The following is a 20,597-nucleotide window of genomic DNA, read 5'->3' on the forward strand; positions in this document are numbered from 1 at the left end:
ATGATTCCGCAGGTGTTCCTGAATCAGCTCGGTCTGGTGTGCGCCCTGGGACAGGGCCTGCTCGAGGTGGCCACCGCCCTCTTCGGCGACAGGCCCACGGGCGTGTCCGAGCGCTTCGACTTCGCGGACCGCCCGCTCCACGTGGGCTACGTCACCAAGCCGCTCGTCCCCGTGGATGATTTGCCGGTGCCGCTGCGCAGCCGGAACAACGCGCTCCTGCTCACCGCGCTCGCCCAGGTGCGTCCCGCCGTGGACGACGCCCTGCACCGCTATGGCCCGGAGCGCGTGGCCGTCGTCCTGGGCACCAGCACCTCCGGAATCGGCGAGAGCGAGGCCGCCATCGTCGCCCGCGCGTCGACGGGCCAGCTCCCTCCGAACTTCGATGTCCGGCAGCAGGAGTTGGGCTCACCCGCCCTGGCGCTCAACCACGTGCTGGGCGTGCAGGGCCCCTCGTTCGTCATCTCCACCGCGTGCTCGTCCAGCGCCAAGGCCCTGGCCACGGCCGCGCGGCTCTTGCGCTCGGGCGCGGCGGACGCCGTCATCACCGGCGGGGCGGACGCGCTGTGCCGCTTCACCGTTGCGGGCTTCACGTCGCTCGACTCGGTGAGCGACGCGCGCTGCAACCCGATGAGCGTCCATCGCCGGGGCATCAACATCGGCGAGGGCGCGGCGCTGTTCCTGATGACGCGCGAGCCGGGGCCGGTGCGGCTCGCGGGCTGGGGCGAGTCCTCGGACGCGCACCACCTCTCCGCGCCCGAGCCCGGAGGCCGGGGCGCGCTCATCGCCATGCGCACGGCCCTGGAGCGCGCGGGCATCACCCCGGCCGACGTGGGCTACGTCAACCTGCACGGCACCGCGACGCCGCAGAACGACGCCATGGAGAGCCGTGCGGTGAGCGCGCTGCTCGGGGGCAACGTGCCGTGCAGCTCCACCAAGCCGCTCACGGGCCACACGCTCGGCGCGGCGGGAGCGCTGGAGGCCGCGCTGTGCTGGCTGACCCTCACGGACGACGCCTACGGGCGCCTGCCTCCGCATTGGTGGGATGGCGAGGCGGACCCGTCGCTGCCCGCCCTGTCGTTGGTGAAGCCAGGTGAGGCGCTGGGGCGCCCGCCGCGCTATGTCCTGAGCAACTCGTTCGCCTTCGGCGGCAGCAACGCCGCCCTCATCCTGGGAAGGGCCTGATGCGCACGCCCATTGCCTTCGACATCTCCGAGATTGTCCCCCATGCGGACCGCATGCGGCTGATTGACCGCGCGGTGGAGGGCGACGAGGAGAGCCTGGTGGCCGAGGTGACGCTGCGCGAGGACTGCCTGTTCCAGGAGTCCGGCGCGGTGGGCGGCTGGGTGGGCATTGAGTTCATGGCCCAGGCCATCGCCGCCTACGCGGGCTGGCGGCAGCGGATGCAGGGCGAGACCCAGCGCATGGGCTTCCTCCTGGGGACGCGGAAGTATGAGTGCAGCCGCCCCTCGTTCAAGGTGGGCGAGCACCTGCGCATCGAGGTCCGCCGGCAGTTCTGGACGGACAACGGGATGAGCCAGTTCGACTGTACTCTCGGGATTGAGGGCGAGACGGTGGCCACGGCCGCGCTGACGGTGTTCCAGCCCCCGGCCTCGATGGACGTGACGAAGGTGGGCACGGATGAGTGAGAAGACGGTACTGGTGACGGGCTCCAGCCGTGGCATCGGCCGCGCCGTGGCGCTGCGGCTGGCGCGCGACGGGTTCGATGTCGTGGTGCACTGCCGCGCGAAAGTCGAGGAGGCCGAGGCCGTGGCCACCCAGGTCCGCGAGCTGGGCCGGGCCTGCCGCATGCTGCGCTTCGACGTGGCGGACCGCGCGGAGACGGAGAAGGCGCTGCTCGCCGATATCGAAGAGCACGGCTGCTACTACGGCGTGGTGTGCAACGCGGGCATCGCCCGGGACAACGCCTTCCCCGCCATGCCGCCCGAGGACTGGGACGCGGTCATCCACACCAACCTGGACGCCTTCTACAACGTGCTCAACCCCCTCTCGATGCCGATGGTCCGCAGGCGCAAGCCGGGGCGCATCGTCACGCTGTCGTCGGTATCCGGGCTCACCGGCAACCGGGGCCAGGTGAACTACAGCGCGGCGAAGGCGGGCATCATCGGGGCGACGAAGGCGCTGGCGGTGGAGCTGGCGAGCCGGGGCATCACCGTGAATTGCGTGGCGCCCGGTTTGATTGACACGGAGATGGTGGAGCCGCACATCGTGGAGGAGGCGTTGAAGCTGATTCCCGCCAGGCGCCTGGGCAAGCCGGAGGAGGTCGCCGCGGCGGTGAGCTACCTGATGAGCGAGGACGCGGCCTATGTCACGCGGCAGGTCATCTCCGTGAACGGGGGGTTGTTCGGATGAGGCGCGTCGTCGTCACGGGCTTTGGAGCCCTCAGCCCCCTGGGCCACGACTGGCCGCAGGTGGAGGCGCGGCTGAAGTCGCTGCGCAACGCGGTGCAGGTCATCGAGGACTGGAAGCAGTACGAGGGTCTCAACACCCAGGTGGGAGCCCCCGCCGCGCCGTTCGAGCTGCCGCCGCAGACCTACTCGCGCAAGACGATGCGAGGCATGGGCCGGGTGGCGCTGCTGGCCACGCGTGCCAGTGAGCTGGCGCTCGTGGATGCGGGGCTGTTGGGAGACCCGCTGCTGTCGAGCGGGAAGATGGGCGTGTCCTACGGCTCGTCCACGGGCTCGCCTCCGAGCATCGGCGACTTCGGCCGGATGCTGGTGGCCAAGAGCACCGAGGGCATCACCGCCACGTCCTACGTGCGGTCCATGTCCCATACCGCCGCCGTCAACATCGGCGTCTTCTTCGGCCTCACGGGCCGCATCATCACCACGTCGAGCGCATGCACGTCCGGGAGCCAGGGCATCGGCTACGCGTACGAGGCCATCAAGATGGGCCGGCAGGTGGCGATGCTCGCCGGTGGCGCGGAGGAGCTGGATGCCACCGGAGCCGCGGTGTTCGACACCCTGTTCGCCACCAGCACGAAGAACAACGCCTCGCCCGACCTGACGCCCCGGCCCTTCCACGCGCAGCGCGATGGCCTCGTCCTCGGCGAGGGTGCCTGCACGCTGGTGCTGGAGGAGTTGGAGCACGCCCGGGCCCGAGGCGCGCGCATCTACGCGGAGCTGGTGGGCTACGGCACGAACAGCGACGGGCGCCACATCACCCAGCCCCACGCGGAGACCATGGCCCAGGCCATGCGGCTGTCGCTGGAGGACGCGGGCCTGGAGCCGGGCGTGGTGGAGTACGTGAATGCCCACGGGACAGCCACGGACACGGGCGACGTCGCGGAGACCACGGCGACGAAGGCGGTCTTCGGAGAGCGGATGCCCATCTCCTCGCTCAAGAGCTACATGGGCCACACCCTGGGGGCCTGTGGGGCGCTGGAGGCGTGGATGACCATCGAGATGATGCGCTCGGGCTGGTTCGCCCCCACGCTGCACCTGGACGCGGCCTCGGTGGACCCGCGCTGCGCTGCGCTGGACTATCTGACCGGAGATGGTCGAAGAATCCAGACCGAGGTCGTCATGACCAATAACTTCGCCTTCGGCGGCATCAACACGTCGTTGATCTTCCGCCGGTGGCAGTGACGGAGAAACCCATGAAGAAGGCAATGCTGCTGTCGCTGCTCGCGCTCACCGTCTCCGGCCCCGCGATGGCGCGTGACACCGTGACGATGATTCGGCTCGCCGACGTGCTGTCGATGCCGCAGGCCGAGCAGAAGCTGGACGGCACGGTGAAGTTCTACCTGGCCGGAGCGAAGACGCCCGAGGTCACCAAGGAGCTGGGCGAGGACGTCTCCAACAAGAAGACCAGCGGCGTGGGCAAGTCCGACGAGGAGGGCTGCAAGTGGGCCATCCTCTCCGCGCTGATTTCGCTCCAGGAAGGCGCCCAGAAGCGCGGCGCCAACGCCGTGGTCAACATCGTGAGCTACTACAAGAAGAACGAGCTGCAGAACGCGACCGAAATCGAGTGCCACGCCGGCACCTTCGCCGTCGGCGTGACGCTCAAGGGCACCTACGCGAAGGTCGCGGGCAAGAAGTAGCCAAAGGCTGTCACCGGGCCGGTGACGCGGGCAACCCCTCGCGTCATCCCCGGTCCACTGGGGTGCGCCCTCCCCAGGGCCCCCGGGCTTCAAGTCCTGACGCGCCTCGCGACCAGTCTTGTCATCCTGGACAGGCTGCGATTCGCGAGCAAACTGGTGTCTGGGTTAGGGTTTGACCCGTGACGCCTTACACGATGCTGCATCTGGCGCTCGCGGGGGCTTTCTTCGTGCTCGCGCTGGTGCATTTCGCGACCTGGGCCGCGGTGCGTTCGCAGCGGGTGCAATTGTGGCTCGCGACGAGCTTCCTGGGCTTCGCCGCGCTCAGCCTGTCTACGTGGGCAACACACCACGAGGTCGGCTGGATGTTCGTGGACACGCGTCCGTGGTTGTTGCTCGGCGCGCTGTGCTCCATTCCCCTGCCCTACACGCTCTTGCGAGTCCTCTGGGCCTTGCTGGACGTGCCACTGACGCGCACGCGGCGGGTGCTGCTGGGCGTGGCGGTGGCCTTTGGAGCGATGCGCGTCGCGGACGTGCTCGGCTCGGTGCTGGCGACGTCGGGGCCGAGGATGACGGCCGAGGAGCTGGCGCGCGCGACTGTAGGCCTGGGCCTGCCGATGTTCTGGCTGCTGGCGGTGACGGTGGGTGGCACCTGGGCCCTGGAGGCGGCGTGGACGCTGAAGCGCCGGGGGGCCATGGCGGCGGCGGTGCTCGTGGCCGCCCTGCTCGCGCTGGGCATCCTGGGGCGTGAGCTGGCGGTGGACGCGGGCTGGATGACGGGGCCACCGCTGTTCGCGCTCGTGGGGTTGCCGTTCCTGCTGCTGGCGTCCACCTCGCTCGCCATCCTCACCGCGCGGTCATTGAGGGGCGCGGACCTGGGCACGGGCATCCATCGCTACCGGCGGCTCGCGCGCCTGGGACGTGGAGGCATGGGCGAAGTGTGGCTGGCGGTGCGCACGGGGCGCGCCGGGTTCAACCGGCTGGTGGTGCTCAAGCGGATGGTCGATGAAGACAGCGAGGACCCGGCCGTCCGGCTCCACCGGTTCATCGGCGAGGCCCGCACGGCCGCGCGACTGCACCATCCGAACATCGTGTCCGTGCATGACCTGGGTCAGGTGGATGGCGCGTGGTTCATCGTCATGGAGTACCTGAGCGGGGTGAATGCACTGAAGCTCGCGCGGATGGTGCGGCGCGGGGGCGTGGTGCCGCTCGAAGTCGTGGTGGAGATCTGCCTGCAGTCCGTGAAGGGGTTGGCCTACGCGCACGAGCGAGGCGTCATCCACCGCGACATCAGCGCGGACAACCTGGTGGTGACGTTCGACGGAGTGGTGAAGGTCGTCGACTTCGGCATCGCGCACGGAGTGGGCAGTCCCCAGGAGCACCTGGCCGCGCGCTCGACGGCGTCCCTGCCCTCCGTGAGTCGACTCACCCAGGACGGCGACGTCATCGGCAAAATCGCATACATGCCGCCGGAGCGCAGGGCGGGAGCGGAGGCGACGACGTCGGGTGACATCTACGCGCTCGGCTGTGTGCTCCATGAGCTGCTCTGGGGAGACCTTCCGGGCATCGGACTGAGCTTGCAGCAGCGAGCACAGTGGGAGGGCCCGGAGGCACCCGAGGTGAATCGGATGCTCCGTGGAATCGTGGAGAAGGCGCTCCATCCGACGCCCGCGCGACGCTTCTCGGATGCGAGGGAATTGGAGCAGGCCCTGCTGCCCGTGCGACAGGCGCTGCCCACCGTCGACCTCGCGAGCTGGTTGCGAGAGAACTACTCCGAGCGCTGGTCGCATGAGCGCGAGCTGTCCGAGATGAGCGACCCTTCACCCGAAGAGGTGCAGGGCCTCTTGTCCCGCGCTCCCGCTGTCGTGCCCGCGGAGCTGGCGCCCACCCAGCTCGTCGCGCAGAAGGTGGAGACACCCCAGGAGGAGGCAACCCGGCGCCTCCGGAGCCCGCGCTGAGCCGGCGTCGCTACCGCGTATGCACGCCCCTGCCGATGCCCGACGGCTCCGGCCACGTGGAGCCCGCGCTGAGCCGGCGTCGCTACCGCGTATGCACCGTGACGTCGGCGGACAGGCCGACTCGCAAGGCGAGCCCTTGAGGAGGATGCAGCCAGGTGATGCGCACGGGCACACGCTGAACCACCTTCACGAAGTTGCCCGAGGCATTGTCGGGAGGCATCAGCGAGAAGCGCGAGCCGGTTCCGCCGGAGAGGCTCTCCACCTGTCCCTCCAGCGTCTCGCCCGAGTAGGCATCCACCGCCACGTCCACGCGCTGGCCCGGTCGCATGTGGCCCACCTGCGTCTCCTTGAAGTTGGCCACGATGTACGTGGTGAGCGGCACCAGCTCCGCCACTGCCTGCCCCGGCGAGAGGAGCTGGCCGGGATGCACGGTCAGCTTGGACACCTGACCATCCGCTGGCGCCACCAGGCGCGTGTCCTCCAGTTGGAGCCGGGCCTGCTCCAGCGCCGCCTCCGCGCCCTTCACCCGGGCATGCGCCAGTGACGCGTTCGCATGGGCCGCGGCGATCTTCTCGTCGATGGGCGCGCTCACGTCGAGCTGACCTCGCGCCTCTTCGACCTTGCTCTCCGCGGTGCGCCGGCTCTCCTCGGCCATGAGGAGCTGGGCGCGGGCCCCTTCCAGCGCGGCCTGCGCGGTGTCATTCCCCGTCTGCGCGTCATCGAGCGCGCTCTGCGCCACCACGTTCTGCTCGCGCAGGCTCCGCGTCCGCTCCAGGTCCAACGTCGCCTTTCGGGCCTGCGCCTCGGTCCGAGCCAGCGCCGCGCGAGCGGAGGCCACCTGCGCCTGCGCACCACTCACCGCCGAGTTGCTGGAGGTCACCTGCGCCTTGGCCGAGGACAGGCCACCCTTCGCCCCCGCCGTCGCCACGGCCGCCTGTGCATCCGCAGCGGCGGCCTGGGCGCGCGCGGACTCCAGCTCCGCCTCCGCCTGCTTCACCCGGACCTCGTAGGGGCGAGGGTCGATCTGCAGGAGCACATCCCCCTGGTGCACCATCGCGTTGTCGCTCACGCCCACCTTCACCACGGGGCCCGAGACTCGCGCGGCCAGCGGCACCACGTCCGCCTCCACCTGCGCGTCATCGGTGGACTCTTCCCCGACGGTCATCAGCTTGAAGCCACCGATGGCGAGCAGGATGACGGTGACCCCGGCGCCGAGGAGATAGAAGCCCCGCTTGCCTCGCTTCGGCGGTGGCGAAGCGGCGGGCGTTGGAAGGGGTTGCGAGACGAGCTGGGGAGCGGGAGTGGTCGAGGACATGGTTCAGACCTCCAGGTCGAGGTGGGGCTTCTCTTGGGAGCCCCCGCCGCTGGGAGCGGCCTTGAGGAAATAGACGAGCGGCAGCACCACCACGAACATCAGCGCCGCGAGGACGAACAGCTTGTCGAAGGCGAGCACCGTCGCCTGGCGCGTCGCCGAGCCCGCCAGCATCTGGAGACTCGCGAGGTGCGCGCCAGCCTGGTCGAGGCCGCGCCGCATCAACCCCTGCTCCGTCGCGGCGATTCGGCCGGCGACCTCCAGTCGCTCCGGGTTCAGGTGCACCGCGATGGACGCCTTGGCCTGCACCGAATAGCGCGACAGCAGCGTGGTGAAGATGGCCAGCCCCATGGAGCCGCCAATCTGGCGCAAGAGCGAGTTGAGTCCCGTGGCATCGGCCATGCGCTCGCGAGGGATGTTCGCGAGCGCCGTCGCGCTGAGCGGCACGAACATCAGGCTGAAGCCCACCCCCTGCAACATGATGGCGCGGACGATGTGCTCCGAGCCCGTGGCGAGGGAGAAGTGGCTCATCTCGAACGCACCGAAGCCCGCGAACACGATGCCCAGGCCCACCAGCAGCCGCGACGGCACCTTGCCGTACAGCCGCCCGACAATGGGCATCATCAACATCATCACCAGCGTGCGAGGCATCAGCGCGAACCCCGACTGCGTCGCCGTGAAACCGAGCAACTCCTGCATGAACACCGGCAACAGGAACATGCTGGCCATGAGGACGGAGAACACCAGCGCGTTGAGCAGGGTTCCCGACGCGAACACCGGGTCCTTGAACAAGCGCAGATTCACCGCGGGCGCCTCGGCGGTCAGCTCGCGGATGACGAAGGCCACCAGACAGGTGGCGGCCATCAGCGCACAGGCGACGATGAGGGGAGACTCGAACCAGTCGTCCGCCTGCCCTTCCTCCAGGAAGTACTGGAGCAGGGCCAGCCCCATGCACAACAGGGTGATGCCGGACCAGTCCATGTGCTTGCGCTGGCGCTCGGCTTCCACCCGGGCGGAGGCGCGCAACTGTTCGTCCTCCTGGACGAAGCGGGCCACCATGAAGAAGCCGAGGATGCCCACGGGCACGTTGATGAAGAAGATCCAGGACCAGTGCCAGTTGTCGACGATGACGCCCCCGAGCGTCGGACCGATGGCCGGGCCCACCATGACCGCCATCGCGAAGATGGCCATCGCCGTGCCCTGCTCCTTGGGTGAGAAGGTCTGCCGGAGGATGGCCTGCTCGGTGGGTTGGAGCGCCCCGGCACCCAGTCCCTGGATGAAGCGGAAGAGCACCAGCGTCGGCAGGTTCCACGCGAGGCCACACAGGAACGAGCCCGCGACGAAGAGGACCAGGCAGGACAGGTAGACGCGCTTCTGTCCGAACAGGCGCCCCAGGAAGCCCGTGAGGGGCATCACCATCACCGTGGCGATGACGAAGCCCGTGCTGGCCCAGGTGATTTCCTGCACGGTGGCGCCCACCGCGCCCCGAATCTGCGGCAGGGCCACGTTGACGATGGACGCGTCGATGGCGCCCATCAGCGTGCCGAACGTCACCGACAGCGTGACGAGCCACTTGTTCGGCGGAGCCCCGGGAGTCCGTGCCATGGCCTCTAGACCTCGATTCCCTTCAGGAAGACGCGGGAGATCTCCTCCCCCCAGGCGGCCGGCGAATGGGGATGGCCGTCCTCGCGCAGACGGTCCAACGCGCCGCGGACCAGGCCCATGAGGAGGCTGGGGTAGAAGGCCCGGCCCTCCGCGCGAAGCTCCTTGGCCCGGATGCCCTGGTCGATGATGACCTCCAGCCGTCGGTTCAGCTCGGCCAGGACCTGGCTCTTGTTCTGACTGTGGGCCGGGTCCTCGGGGAGCTGGACCAACAACCGCACGAAGGCGTCTCTCTCCGCCACGTGGGCGAAGATGGCCGTGACGAAGGTCCGGAGTCGCACGGACGAGGGCTGCTCCTTCACGGGAGCCAGCGCGGCATCCAGCCGGGTGAGCAGCACCTGGCGACGCTTCGCACGGAGCGCGTCCAGGAGCGCCGCCCGGTCCTTGAAGTGGTTGTAGAGCGTCCCCACCGACACGCCCGCCTGCTCCGCGATGGACTCCATCTTCGCGGCGTGCACGCCCTCTCGAGCGAACACATCGGCGGCCGCCACCAGGATGGCGTCGGCGGTGGCCTCGCGCAGCCGGGAGCGGAGGTTTTTGACGGGGGCTTCAGATTTTGAATCCCGATTCATTTTCTGAACGGAGCCTTCACCTTCTGCCCTCGGGAGTCAACTCCCCCTCTGAAGCACGAGGCCGTGGGCAACCGGGCAGTCGCGAAGATTCCTGGAGTCTCGCGTTCGATTCCTGCGCGGGGCCCTGTCCCTCTGGATGGCGCCTCGCGTCCGCCAAGGGAAAGTCATGTTCATCGAGACATCAAGGCACCGAAGCATCGGGCATACCGGAGCCCGCGGGCTCCTCTTCACCATGGGCACAGGGCTGCTGGTCGCATGTGGCGCGCCTCTGGAGCCCACGTCGACCACCGACGCGTCCCTCGTGGCCATCGGCACGACGGAGCAGTCGCTGTATGTCGACTCGGACGAGGTCTGGGGGCGCCCCAACCTGACGGTGTGCTGGGACACGCCGGGCTTCGCCACCGAGAAGGAATGGGTGCGCACCTCCATCCGCGACACCTGGGAGAAGGAGAGCAACCTGGTGTTCTCCGGCTGGGGCGCCTGCCCCAGCTCCGCGGACATCCGCATCACCATCAGCGACGAGGGGCCTCATACGGAAGGACTGGGCACGTCCATCGAGGACGAGGAAGAAGGAATGGTGCTCAACTTCACCTTCGCCAACTGGAGCCAGTCCTGTGCCTCCAGCCCCGCGCAGCGTGAGCACTGCATCCGCGCCATCGGCGTTCACGAGTTTGGCCACGCCCTGGGCTTCGCACATGAGCACAACCGGGGGGACACGCCGTCCACCTGCACCACGCCGTCCCAGGGAAGCGATGGGGACACCCACGTGGGCGCGTGGGATTTGATGTCGGTGATGAACTACTGCAATCCGACGTGGAACAACGCCGGGCAGCTCAGCACCACCGACATCCAGGGCGTGCGACAGTTCTACGGTCAGCCTCGCGGGGCGGACCAGCAGTTCCACGTGGCCAAGGTGGACTCCGACTTCCGCGCGGACATCCTCCAGACGTACCGGGGCTGGGGTTCGATTCCCATGTGCCGCTCGACGGGCAGTGGCTGGTCGTGCACCAACCCTTCCGCGGCGGTCTACAACTGGGGTTCTCCGGAGCAGCGGTACGTCACGGGTGACTTCAACGGCGACGGGCGCACGGACCTGGTGCAGACCTATCGATTCTGGGCCAGCTACCCGGTCTGTTACTCCACGGGCGTGGGGGCCTGGTCCTGTTCCAACACGTATGCGGACATCTACAACTGGGGAACGGGGAGCCAGCGATTCATCACCGGCGACTTCAGTGGTGATGGGAAGACGGATATCGCGCAGGCGTATCACGACTCGTCGATGCTGCCCGTGTGTCGCTCCACCGGCACCGGCTGGTCTTGCAACAACCCGGCGGCCACGCTCCGCACGACGGACTCTCCCGAGGTGCGCTACCTCGCCGGAGACTTCAATGGCGATGGGCGGGATGACATCGCGCAGGCGTATCGGCGCTGGGTGACGCAGCCCTTGTGTCTGTCGACGGGCACGGCCTGGTCCTGCAGCAACCTCAGCGTAGCCATGTACGACGCGGGAAATGCCGAGCAGGACTTCCTCACCGGCGACTTCAACGGCGACGGGCGGGACGACATCCTCCAGTCCTATCGCGGATGGAATGCCATGCCGCTGTGCTACGGCATGGCCTCTCCGACCTGGTCCTGCAACATCCCGTCGGGCACGTTCTACAACTCGGGCTCGCATGAGCAGCAGATGCTGACGGGCGACTTCAACGGGGACGGGCGCACGGACATCATCCAGACCTACCGTGGCTGGGGGAGCATCCCCACGTGCTACTCCACGGGCTCGGGCTGGAACTGCAGCAACTCGCCGGCGACCATCTACAACTCGGGGTCCTCCGAGCAGCGGTTCATGACGGCGGACGTCAACGGCGATGGCCGCACCGACGTCGTCCAGGTCCACCGCTCCTGGATGCGCTACCCGGTGTGTCTGTCGACGGGGACTGGCTGGAATTGCGGCAACTGGCTGTCGACCGTGTACGACATCGGGACGTACTGAGCCGGTGGCCCGGGCTGAAGCGGCGTCATGCTACGGCTCGGGTCGCGGTCTCATGGAGTAGATCCATCCCTCCCCCGAGCTCAGTCGTGGCGCCACATGCCTCTCCTGGTTGATTCCGACCAGGCCTCGCTTGCCGGCATGGAGCTCAGGAGTCTATCGCGGGGGCCACCTCGGACCACGTCCGCGCGATACTCGTTCATCTGTCTCCTCCCGGTGTCACGGTGACTTCGCGACACCGGGAGGAGACCTCCCGCGCCGTGCCCATCAGGGCCCGACGCTGGAGTGGCTCAGCAGTGACTCACGCGGCCTGGCTGTAGCGGTCGCACTCCGCCAGGTACTCGTCGCTCGACATCTGGACCGCGGCGACGCGCAACTGCTTGACCTTGGGCTTCTTCAGCGTGGTCTTCACGACCACCGACTTCCCGATGGGGATGCCCATGTATGACTGGTCGACGTAGGTGTTCTCCTTCATGTCGTCCCAGGCAATCAGCACGCCATCCGGGAAGAGGATGCCGTCCCGGCCGATGGTCAGCACGGGCGTGTCCAGGCTGCCCAGCGGCTTGATGCAGTTGAAGATCATCCAGATGGACGTCGCGGTGATGAAGCCGCAGAAGGCCATGACGCCCGTCTCCCCGATGGAGCGGTAGGTGAGCGCGCCGAAGAAGGCCGTGGACAGCGTCCAGATGACAGCGCCCACGATGAGCTTCGTGCGCGAGTAGTAGAACGCGACCGGCTGGTCCGACTTCGCCTTCGTCTTGGCAGAGCTATAGATTTCCATGAGGTGATGCCTGTTGGGGGTTGGGGGAAAAAGTCACTGCGCGAGACGGTCCGTCAGGTAGGCCAGGAGCACCGGGGCGTTGACGATCTTCTCCTCGTCGATCTTCCGGAACCTGCCGTTCACCGTGATGACCAGCTCGCGGGTCGACACGCCCTGGTCGTGCCCGTCCTGGAAGCGGATGCTCTCGATGTCGTCCCAGCGGATGAGCTGCCGCTTGTGCGTCAGCCCCTCGGAGCTGAGCGTCAGCGGGCCGAAGTCCACGGACCGACCCGCGGCGACCTGGCGGCGCACCTTGTCCAGCAGCGCGTCGACGACACGGTCCGTCACCTCGACTTCGAGCTCGTCCGAGTCGCTCCACAGGTTCAGCCGCAGCCGGTACTTGCCACCGGCGTGGCGAAGCACGAGGCGATCATGATTGTGCTGGCGGACGATGCCGCCCACGTCCCGCCACGCCAGCGTCGTGTCACCCGAGGTGAGCCGCAGCGAATCCACCGTCAGTGTTTCAGGGGCACGCAACCAGACGAACAGGTCGCTCGCGCGCCACCCAATCACGTAGATGCCACAGGGGATGCCCAGCAGAAGGATGAAGAACCCGAAGTAGCTCCGCAACAGCGCGTGAACCATCGACAGCGGCAGCAGGTGGATGGACAGGGGCGCGAGCACCGCCGCCATCACCACGTAGATGAGGATGAACCCCACCACGAGCCAGTAGACGGCCGGAGTGGGGAAGACCAAGGTGTGTACGCGCTTCAGGGGACAGCTCCCAACGGGCCGGATGGGCTCACCGAGGGCCACGAGTCCCGGTGAATGAATGTTCGTTCACTCCTCTATAGACAAAGACAGTCGCCATTTCGACAACCAAAGAGGCAAGCGCCCGCAGTCAGCCAGCGAAGTCACGCATTCCCTGGCAAGCCAAGGAATCCCAGTCAAAACAACACGTGAAACACTTCCAGCCTCTCATCCGCCGAGAGCACTTTGAGTGTGTCTTCACCCGTTTCGTGTTTTCCATTCCACGATGTTTCGCGAAAGCCAGCTCGATGGATGGGCGCGGAGCACTCACCGCTTTCGCGGAGGCTGGAGCTGACGCTCGCCTGCCCAGGCCAGTGGTCCCGAGTTGCTCATACGTATCCTCATCGACAGGCCACGAAGCGAACGACAGTGCCCACCACCACGCGATCAAGCCCGAGCCGTTCATGCAAGTGCGAGCAGGTCCGCTTCGTGCTCCGGGCGCGAGTGAAGTGACGGTCGGACTCAGTTGAATGGCGCGGTGACTCGAAGCAGCGCTCTCGCAACAGGTGGGGTACCCCGCTGCGCCTGCCTTGGCCCGCGCCAGGCGGAGCCTCTGACTCGCCCCCGCTCCCGTGGCACTCGTGCCGTCCCTGAACAGCGCCGCGCCTGCTCCCGCGACAGGCGGAAGAACCAGGGACGTCCGCACCTCGCGCACAGGCACCAGCCCGTCCCACGGCAACCCCGACCCCAGAAACGACAAAAGCCCCCGAGTCTTTCGACTCGGAGGCTTCTATCGGAGTGCCCAGGGCGGGATTCGAACCCGCACACCTTTCGGCGCCACCCCCTCAAGATGGTGTGTCTACCAGTTCCACCACCTGGGCGTTTCTGCGCGGACCATCTACAGGACCGCACCGGATCACGCAACGAGTTTCTAACCGCTGCGTGCTCCAGATTTATTCGACGGGCTCTTACGGAGCCGGAGTCGGCGCCGCCGGCTGGGCAGGGGCCGACTGGCCCTCCGCCGGAGCCGCCGGAGCCTCACCACGAGGCTGCTCGACCGCGCCAGGCGCCGACTGCTCGCCCGCCGGAGCCGCCGCGCCCGGAGTCGCGGGAGCCGAAGCCGCCGGAGGAGGCGCGGCCACCGAGCCACCCGCCGCCACCGAGGAGCGAAGCCCCACGAAGGACAGGCCGAGCGAGGTGAAGAAGAACATCGCGGCGCAGACGCCCGTGAGCTTGCTCAGGAACGTCACGGCACCACGGCCACCAAAGGCGCTCGTGGCCGCGCCGCCGCCGAGGGCCGAGCCCATGCCAGCGTCCTTACCCGGCTGCAGCAGGATGACGAAGATCATGAACACGCAAACGAGGACGTGCACGATCGTGACGAAGGTCAGCATGAGAGGTCTTTCGAACGTTCCGTGAAAAGGAGGCGCACCCTACACAAACTGCCGAATGGGTGACAACTTCTTCCGCCCGCCAGTGATCCTACTCTAGGTGGCCGCCTTGATGATGGCCGCGAAATCGCCCGCCTTGAGGCTCGCCCCACCGACCAGCGCCCCGTCGATGTCCGGCTGACCCAGCAATTCCGCGGCGTTGTCCGGCTTGACGCTCCCACCGTACTGGATCCGCACCTGCCCGGCCGTCTCCCCGTCGTACAGCCGACCGACGAGCCCGCGGATCGCCGCGTGGACCTCCTGCGCCTGCGCGGACGTCGCGTTCCGCCCCGTCCCAATCGCCCACACCGGCTCGTACGCCAGGACGAAGGTCGCCACGTCCTTCGCCTCGAAGCCCGAAAGCGCCCCACGGATCTGACGCTCCACCACGTCCAGCGTCTGGTTCGCCTCGCGCTCGGCCAGCGTCTCGCCCACGCAGATGATGGGCTTCATGCCCGCCGCCACGACGGCCTTGGCCTTCTTGTTCACCGACTCGTCCGTCTCGCCGAAGAGCTGGCGGCGCTCGGAGTGCCCCACGATGACGTAGGCACACCCCAGCTCCGCCAGCATCGGCGCGGACACCTCACCGGTGAAGGCACCTGACGCCTCCCAGTGGCAGTTCTGCGCGGCCAACTGCAGCGGCGCCCCTTCCAATGCGACGTGCAGCGGCTGCAGCGCCAGGAACGTCGGCGCCACCACCACCTCCACCACGTCTCCGACGGAAGCCACGGTCCCCCGCAGCTCGCGCACCAGTGCCAGCGCCTCCGGCACCGTCTTGTTCATCTTCCAGTTGCCGGCGACGATCTTCCGACGACGAGCCGAGACGGCCATGAATGTCTCCCCCAGAGGTGTGGTGGTGTTGCTCCGCGGCGCGGGAGACTACCGCGTTTCCAGCGCCTTGATGCCCGGCAGCTCCTGACCTTCCAGGAACTCCAGAGAGGCGCCTCCGCCAGTGGACACATGGCTGAGCTCCTTCGCCACGCCCATCTGCTCCACTGCCGCCGCGCTGTCGCCGCCGCCGATGACGGTGACCGCCTGCTTGTTGTTCGCCATGGCCGTGGCCACCGAGCGGGTGCCCTCGGCGAACTTCGCCACCTCGAAAAGGCCCATGGGCCCGTTCCAGACGACGGTGCGCGCGTCGCGGATGTGCTGGGTGAAGATGGCCCGCGTCTTCGGGCCGATATCCAGGCCCATCATTCCCACGGGAACCACGTTGTCCGGCGTCTCCAGCGCGATGCTCTTGTCCGTCAGCTCCGTGCCGACGATGTGGTCCACCGGCAGGACGATGGGCGTCTTCAGCCGAGCCGCCGCCTCCAGGAGGCGCGTGGCCAGCGACAGCTTGTCCCCCTCGACGCGGGACTTGCCGACCTCCACGCCCTGCGCCTTGAGGAAGGTGTAGGCCATGGCGCCGCCGATGAGCAGCGCGTCCACCTTGGGCAGCAGGTTCTCGATGACCTTGATTTTATCGCTGACCTTGGAGCCCCCGAGGATGGCCACGAAGGGCTTCTCCGGGTTCTTCAGCACGCGACCCAGGTACTCGATCTCCTTCTTCATCAGCAGGCCCGCCGCCTTCTCCTTCACGAAGGGCACCATGCCCGCCGTGGAGGCATGGGCGCGGTGCGCGGTGCCGAAGGCGTCGTTGACGTAGACGTCGGCCAGCGACGCCAGCTCGCGGGAGAACGTCTCGTCGTTGGCCTCCTCTTCCTTATGGAAGCGGAGGTTCTCCAGGACGATGACCTGGCCTTCCTTCAGGTCCTTCACCTGCTTCTTCACGCCGTCCCCGATGCAGTCATCCGTGAGGATGACCTCGTGCTTGGGGCCGAGCAGGTCGGCCAGTCGCGCGGCGACCGGCTCGAGGGAAAGCTTGGGGTCCGGGCCCTTGGGGCGGCCCAGGTGGGAGGCCAGGATGACCTTCCCGCCGAGTTCCAGCGCGCGCCGGATGGTGGGCAGCGCCTCTCGGATGCGGGTGTCGTCCGTCACGCGCCTGCCCTCCAGCGGGACGTTGAAGTCCACGCGGATGAAGGTGCGCTTGCCGGTGAGCTGCAGCTCGTCGATGTAGCGGATCATTGGCTCTCCCCTCGCCCCTGACGGGGACTAAACGCCCTTGGACACGAGGAACTTCGCCGTGTCCACCATGCGGTTGGAGAAGCCCCACTCGTTGTCGTACCAGGCCATGACCTTGACCAGGTTGTCGCCCATCACGAAGCAGTTCGTCGAGTCGAAGATGGCCGAGCTCGGGTTGCCGTTGTAGTCCACCGACACCGTCTGCGCGTCGCTGAACTCAAGAATCCCCTTGAGCGAGCCGGCGGCGGCCTCGCGGAACGCCTTGATGACCTCCTCGGCGGTCGCCTTCTTCGTGGTGTTCACCGTCAGGTCCACCAGCGACACGTTCGGGGTGGGCACGCGCACCGACATGCCGTGCATCTTGCCCTTGAGCTGCGGCAGCACCTCGCCGATGGCCTTCGCGGCGCCGGTGCTGGTGGGAATCATGGACAGCGCGGCGGCGCGGGCGCGACGCATGTCATCGTGGGTGAGGTCCAGGATGCGCTGGTCGTTGGTGTAGCTGTGGATGGTCGTCATCAAGCCCTTCTCGATGCCGAACGTGTCCAGCAGCACCTTGGCGACGGGCGCCAGGCAGTTGGTGGTGCACGACGCGTTCGAGATGATGTGGTGCCTGGCCGCGTCGTACTCGGTGTGGTTGATGCCGTAGGCGATGGTCAGGTCCGGGCCCTTGGCAGGCGCGGAGATGAGGACCTTCTTGGCGCCCGCCTTCAGGTGCTTCTCCGCGCCCTCGCGGCCGGTGAAGCGGCCGGTGCACTCCAGCACCACGTCCACGTTCATGCTCTTCCACGGCAGCACCGTGGGGTCCTTCTCCGCGGTGACGGTGATCTCCTTGCCGTTCACCACGATGCCCTTGTCCGTCGCCGACACCTCGCCCGGCCAGGTGCGGTGCACGGAGTCGTACTTGAACAGGTGCGCCAGCGCCGCCGGCTTGTCGAGGTCGTTGATGGCGACAATCTCGAGGTCTTCCTTGCGGCTGAGGGCGGCGCGCAGGATGCAGCGACCGATGCGACCGAAGCCGTTGATGGCGATGCGAGTGGCCATGTGCGTGTCTCCTTGGGAGCAGGGGGCGCCAAGGGGCGCCCGCGGGTCTTCACGTCAGAAAATCAGGGCCGCCGACCGTAGGCACGCGGCCCCGCCGAGTCAACGCTTCACGTCGCTCGCGCGACGACGCGCGCGCCGAAGCTGAACAATCACCCCGAGCAACAGCCAGAGCCCGGAGCCCGTTCCCGCGCCAGCCCCACAGCCGCAGCCGGAGTCACCGAGCGGATAGAACTGCGGCAGCACGTCCAGGACGATGGGGGCCGGAGGCTCCGGGGGCTCGGGCTCCTCAGGAGGATGCGGATCCACCCCGCGAGGCGCCACGCATCCCGTCAGCAGGCCGGGGCCCGCATCGCCCGAGTCCCCGACAGGCGGCGTGCCCGGCGCGGGGAAGCCCGCGCGCACCAGGAACGCGGACAACAGCCGCGCCCGAGCCGCCCGGTCCACCACCGACTCGAAGGGAACCCCCAACAGGAGCACCTGTCCCCCCGGCATGGAGAACACACCGGCCGACAGGTTCGTCCCCGCGTAGCGCAGCACCGCCGAGCCCCCCGATGCCGGAGTGAGCACGTCCGTCATGCCCACCGGGTAGGCGCCCCGGGTGCCATCGTCCAGGGTCAGCCCCGTGAGCTCCGAGAGGAAGTCTCCCGGCACACCCTCCACGCGCAAGGGAGGAGTGCCCGTGCCAGGCGAGGCCCGGAGGATGTCCGCGAGGAACGCCTTGTCGTCCGCGTCTCCCACCGACAGCGCGGAGGTCAACTGACCACCGGACAACAACAGGTGGCCGCCCCCTGTCACGAAGGCGCGCAGCGCGTCCTGCTCCGCCCGCGTCGGCCGCGCCCCCTCCTCGCCTCCCCGGCCGGTGAACCAGTCCACCACCCGGTACCCCGCTCCCACGGACACCAGCCCCGCCGCCACCGCGTCGCTCGTCGCGCTGTCGAAGGCGAGCCCGGACTGGCTCATCGCATCACCATGGCGACGCACGTAGGTGCCGTCGTTCATCGCCTCCAGCAGCACGCGCAACGGAGCCTGCAGGTCATAGACGTCCAGCGCCTCGCCACACGCCAGCGCCGAGTCCAGCCGCTCGAACGCGTTGACCACCAGCGCGGGAGGCGCCTCGCCCGAGCGAACGCCGACGATGGCGGACGGGAAGCCCTCGCCGCCCGCGCTCACCGCGGCGACTCGGAAGTAGCGCACCGCGCCCGCCGCCAGCGGCAGGGAGAAGGTCGTCCCCGTCACCTCGGTGCCGTCGTCCCAGCCCTGACCCTCCACGCTCTGGTAGACGCGGTACGCGGTGGGCGCGTCATGCCCCTCCTCGTCCGGGTTCGCCACGGGCGCGGCCCAGCGGACCTCCACCGTCCCAGCGGAGATGTTGCGCGCCGCCACCGCCGAAGGCGCCTCGGGGGGAAGCTGCACCGCCACACCGTCGCGGGTCGCGTAATACTTGATGAGGCCCTGGAGGATGGCGCGCGCGGCGACGCGGCGGAAGGCCGGCTCCTTGAGGCGGTTCGAGTCGGCGATGGCGTCGTGGTACGCGATCTCCAACAGCACGGACGGCATCTCCGGGTTGTGCGTGGGGTTCACCTCGCCCAGGTTCGCGGAGCGCAGGTTCCGCACGCGCCACGTCGAGTCGACTTCGCGGCGGAGGTCGCGCCCCAACTCGTCCAGCAGCGCCCTCGCCAGCACATCGCTGCCGGGCACGCCCGTGAAGTTGAGCGTGCCGTCCACCGGGTTCGGCCCGTACACGTAGCCCTCGGTGCCCACCACGTTGCCCGTCGTGGACGCGTTGGTGTGCCAGGCCACGTACACCGCGTCCTCGCCCTCCTCGTGCAGCCACGCCGCGAAGCGCGCGCGCGCCGTCACGTCCGCGTTGCGCTCGTTGGCCAGCGCGTTGGCTCCCGTGGGCGCGTACACGGACGCGGGGGCGCCACTGAATTGCACGTGGTAGCGCGCCGCCTCCTCGTAGCGGGGCCGAGGCAGCGCGGCCATCTGCGCGTCACCGATGACGCCACTGCCGCCGCCGAAGCGCACCGCGTCCACCGACACCGTGCTCCCCTCCTCCGCGTCGTTCATGAGGACGACCGAGGCCGCCTCCGGCCCCGCGCCCGCCTTGAAGAAGAAGCGGCCCAGCAGCACCCACGTCCCACCATGGCGGCGCTGGTTGACGCGGAAGTGGCTCTCTCCTCCCGAGTGGCGCACCACGTAGTGCGCGTTCGTCGTCCGCGCGGGGTCCGCTCCGTAGGAGACATAGACGTTGTAGTGACCGTCCGCCGGAACCACCGGCGCCCAGGTGGCCGTCGCCGTGGCCGTGGCGGCGCTCGTGGTGAGGAGCTCGCGCGTCGCCCCCAAGGTGAAGGGCTCCACCGCGTTGCCCATGGGCATTGGGGGCGTAGCCCAGCCCTTCTGAGTGGTAGGCCGGAACAGGCCCGCGTCGCCCGCCTCGGAGTAACCCGCGGCCCCCTCGTCGACGATGACCATGCGCGGGTTGAGGTCCGCCTCACGCACCGGCACCACCGTGGCGCCCGCGCCCATCAACATGGGCAGCAGGTACTGGTTGACGACTTCGGCGGAGATGAGGTCCTCCACCACCGCCCACGTGTTGGGGCGCTGCGTGGCCCAGCGGGACAGGGGCGCGGCCCGGTAGAAGCCGTGGCCGGGGCTCAGGTAGATGACCTTCCCGGACAGCGCGCCGGTCCGGGTCCGCGTCTGGGGCACTCCCGCGAGCGACTTGCCCGCCGTCCCATCCCGGGCCTCCCTCCTGACGACGGGCGCCTCGGTGGCGCTCAGCTTGCGCGTCTCGTGCACGCGCGGGGCCGGGGCCGGGAGGTACACCACGCCAGGGGGCTCCAGCCCACAGGCCCCCGCTTCTTCTTCGTGAACGGCGTCGGAGACCTGGGCCTCCGCGAGGGACGACGACAACAGGAGGGCCAGCAGCACGCCACTTTGACGCGCCCGGAACAAGTTGGTGCTCATGGCGACCGACCTTACCTATTCACATCTCCACGGC

The 20,597-nt window shown here is 68.4% G+C and carries 17 protein-coding genes and 1 tRNA gene; 7 read left to right on the forward strand and 11 right to left on the reverse strand.

Features of this window, described 5'->3' with window-relative positions; translation table 11 throughout:
* The 6 genes from G4D83_RS16865 (at position 1) to G4D83_RS16890 (ending at position 6,015) form a co-directional block, all read left to right on the forward strand.
* Positions 1 to 1,182, forward strand: a complete 1,182-nt coding sequence (locus G4D83_RS16865; protein WP_163865777.1) for a beta-ketoacyl-ACP synthase — start codon at positions 1 to 3, stop codon at positions 1,180 to 1,182.
* Positions 1,182 to 1,646: a hotdog family protein gene (locus tag G4D83_RS16870; RefSeq protein ID WP_163865778.1), complete on the forward strand. Its 465-nt coding sequence runs from the start codon at positions 1,182 to 1,184 to the stop codon at positions 1,644 to 1,646. The genes G4D83_RS16865 and G4D83_RS16870 overlap by 1 nt, the downstream gene beginning before the upstream one ends.
* On the forward strand, positions 1,639 to 2,370 hold the full coding sequence (gene fabG, locus G4D83_RS16875) for a 3-oxoacyl-ACP reductase FabG (protein ID WP_163865779.1): 732 nt from the start codon (positions 1,639 to 1,641) through the stop codon (positions 2,368 to 2,370). The genes G4D83_RS16870 and fabG overlap by 8 nt, the downstream gene beginning before the upstream one ends.
* Entirely contained in the window at positions 2,367 to 3,605 is a 1,239-nt protein-coding gene (locus G4D83_RS16880) for a beta-ketoacyl-ACP synthase (protein WP_163865780.1), read from the forward strand. Before fabG ends, G4D83_RS16880 begins: the two co-directional genes overlap by 4 nt.
* An 11-nt stretch (positions 3,606 to 3,616) precedes the next feature.
* Positions 3,617 to 4,060 carry an excinuclease ATPase subunit gene (locus tag G4D83_RS16885; RefSeq protein ID WP_163865781.1) on the forward strand — a complete coding sequence of 148 codons (444 nt, stop codon included), beginning with the start codon at positions 3,617 to 3,619 and terminating at the stop codon, positions 4,058 to 4,060.
* A gap of 179 nt (positions 4,061 to 4,239) precedes the next feature.
* Entirely contained in the window at positions 4,240 to 6,015 is a 1,776-nt protein-coding gene (locus G4D83_RS16890) for a serine/threonine-protein kinase (RefSeq protein ID WP_163865782.1), read from the forward strand.
* Positions 6,016 to 6,097: 82 nt separating this feature from the next.
* On the opposite strand, the gene G4D83_RS16895 is transcribed toward G4D83_RS16890, so the two are convergent.
* From G4D83_RS16895 to G4D83_RS16905, 3 genes are read right to left on the reverse strand one after another with little or no spacing between them, the layout of a single operon-like run.
* The gene (locus G4D83_RS16895; RefSeq protein WP_163865783.1) at positions 6,098 to 7,330 is read right to left on the reverse strand and encodes an HlyD family secretion protein; all 1,233 of its coding nucleotides are present in this window, start codon (positions 7,328 to 7,330) and stop codon (positions 6,098 to 6,100) included.
* Positions 7,331 to 7,333: 3 nt separating this feature from the next.
* Positions 7,334 to 8,932 (reverse strand): DHA2 family efflux MFS transporter permease subunit, encoded by a 1,599-nt coding sequence (locus G4D83_RS16900; RefSeq protein WP_163865784.1) that lies wholly within the window; start codon positions 8,930 to 8,932, stop codon positions 7,334 to 7,336.
* A gap of 5 nt (positions 8,933 to 8,937) precedes the next feature.
* Positions 8,938 to 9,561 (reverse strand): TetR/AcrR family transcriptional regulator, encoded by a 624-nt coding sequence (locus tag G4D83_RS16905; RefSeq protein WP_163865785.1) that lies wholly within the window; start codon positions 9,559 to 9,561, stop codon positions 8,938 to 8,940.
* A gap of 232 nt (positions 9,562 to 9,793) precedes the next feature.
* Between G4D83_RS16905 and G4D83_RS16910 the strand changes: the two genes are divergently transcribed.
* Entirely contained in the window at positions 9,794 to 11,551 is a 1,758-nt protein-coding gene (locus tag G4D83_RS16910; protein WP_205522647.1) for an FG-GAP-like repeat-containing protein, read from the forward strand.
* Between the two features lie 298 nt (positions 11,552 to 11,849).
* Here the strand turns inward: G4D83_RS16910 and G4D83_RS16915 are convergent, their stop codons facing one another.
* From G4D83_RS16915 to G4D83_RS16950, 8 genes are all read right to left on the reverse strand, one after another.
* Positions 11,850 to 12,329 (reverse strand): hypothetical protein, encoded by a 480-nt coding sequence (locus G4D83_RS16915; RefSeq protein ID WP_163865787.1) that lies wholly within the window; start codon positions 12,327 to 12,329, stop codon positions 11,850 to 11,852.
* A gap of 33 nt (positions 12,330 to 12,362) precedes the next feature.
* Positions 12,363 to 13,064, reverse strand: coding sequence for a DUF6585 family protein (locus G4D83_RS16920; protein WP_240356368.1), 702 nt, complete (start codon positions 13,062 to 13,064; stop codon positions 12,363 to 12,365).
* Between the two features lie 793 nt (positions 13,065 to 13,857).
* Positions 13,858 to 13,939 (reverse strand) — tRNA-Leu (locus tag G4D83_RS16925).
* 87 nt (positions 13,940 to 14,026) lie between these two features.
* Entirely contained in the window at positions 14,027 to 14,452 is a 426-nt protein-coding gene (gene secG, locus G4D83_RS16930) for a preprotein translocase subunit SecG (RefSeq protein ID WP_163865788.1), read from the reverse strand.
* Positions 14,453 to 14,545: 93 nt separating this feature from the next.
* Positions 14,546 to 15,319: a triose-phosphate isomerase gene (tpiA, locus tag G4D83_RS16935; RefSeq protein ID WP_163865789.1), complete on the reverse strand. Its 774-nt coding sequence runs from the start codon at positions 15,317 to 15,319 to the stop codon at positions 14,546 to 14,548.
* 48 nt (positions 15,320 to 15,367) lie between these two features.
* The gene (locus G4D83_RS16940; protein WP_163865790.1) at positions 15,368 to 16,555 is read right to left on the reverse strand and encodes a phosphoglycerate kinase; all 1,188 of its coding nucleotides are present in this window, start codon (positions 16,553 to 16,555) and stop codon (positions 15,368 to 15,370) included.
* A 27-nt stretch (positions 16,556 to 16,582) separates the two neighbouring features.
* Entirely contained in the window at positions 16,583 to 17,593 is a 1,011-nt protein-coding gene (gene gap, locus G4D83_RS16945) for a type I glyceraldehyde-3-phosphate dehydrogenase (protein WP_163865791.1), read from the reverse strand.
* A gap of 99 nt (positions 17,594 to 17,692) precedes the next feature.
* Positions 17,693 to 20,563, reverse strand: a complete 2,871-nt coding sequence (locus G4D83_RS16950; protein WP_163865792.1) for a golvesin C-terminal-like domain-containing protein — start codon at positions 20,561 to 20,563, stop codon at positions 17,693 to 17,695.
* Positions 20,564 to 20,597: the final 34 nt, after the last annotated feature.

It is taken from the genome of Myxococcus eversor (genome assembly GCF_010894455.1).
GTDB classification, from domain to species: Bacteria; Myxococcota; Myxococcia; order Myxococcales; family Myxococcaceae; genus Myxococcus; species Myxococcus eversor.

Excerpts from the sequence above, each read along its gene's own strand:
- G4D83_RS16865 (WP_163865777.1), top strand. The coding sequence starts at position 1 with ATGATTCCGCAGGTGTTCCTGAATCAGCTCGGTCTGGTGTGCGCCCTG.
- G4D83_RS16870 (WP_163865778.1), top strand. The coding sequence starts at position 1,182 with ATGCGCACGCCCATTGCCTTCGACATCTCCGAGATTGTCCCCCATGCG.
- fabG (WP_163865779.1), top strand. The coding sequence starts at position 1,639 with ATGAGTGAGAAGACGGTACTGGTGACGGGCTCCAGCCGTGGCATCGGC.
- G4D83_RS16880 (WP_163865780.1), top strand. The coding sequence starts at position 2,367 with ATGAGGCGCGTCGTCGTCACGGGCTTTGGAGCCCTCAGCCCCCTGGGC.
- G4D83_RS16885 (WP_163865781.1), top strand. The coding sequence starts at position 3,617 with ATGAAGAAGGCAATGCTGCTGTCGCTGCTCGCGCTCACCGTCTCCGGC.
- G4D83_RS16895 (WP_163865783.1), bottom strand. The coding sequence starts at position 7,330 with ATGTCCTCGACCACTCCCGCTCCCCAGCTCGTCTCGCAACCCCTTCCA.
- G4D83_RS16900 (WP_163865784.1), bottom strand. The coding sequence starts at position 8,932 with ATGGCACGGACTCCCGGGGCTCCGCCGAACAAGTGGCTCGTCACGCTG.
- G4D83_RS16905 (WP_163865785.1), bottom strand. The coding sequence starts at position 9,561 with ATGAATCGGGATTCAAAATCTGAAGCCCCCGTCAAAAACCTCCGCTCC.
- G4D83_RS16910 (WP_205522647.1), top strand. The coding sequence starts at position 9,794 with ATGGGCACAGGGCTGCTGGTCGCATGTGGCGCGCCTCTGGAGCCCACG.
- G4D83_RS16915 (WP_163865787.1), bottom strand. The coding sequence starts at position 12,329 with ATGGAAATCTATAGCTCTGCCAAGACGAAGGCGAAGTCGGACCAGCCG.
- secG (WP_163865788.1), bottom strand. The coding sequence starts at position 14,452 with ATGCTGACCTTCGTCACGATCGTGCACGTCCTCGTTTGCGTGTTCATG.
- tpiA (WP_163865789.1), bottom strand. The coding sequence starts at position 15,319 with ATGGCCGTCTCGGCTCGTCGTCGGAAGATCGTCGCCGGCAACTGGAAG.
- G4D83_RS16940 (WP_163865790.1), bottom strand. The coding sequence starts at position 16,555 with ATGATCCGCTACATCGACGAGCTGCAGCTCACCGGCAAGCGCACCTTC.
- gap (WP_163865791.1), bottom strand. The coding sequence starts at position 17,593 with ATGGCCACTCGCATCGCCATCAACGGCTTCGGTCGCATCGGTCGCTGC.
- G4D83_RS16950 (WP_163865792.1), bottom strand. The coding sequence starts at position 20,563 with ATGAGCACCAACTTGTTCCGGGCGCGTCAAAGTGGCGTGCTGCTGGCC.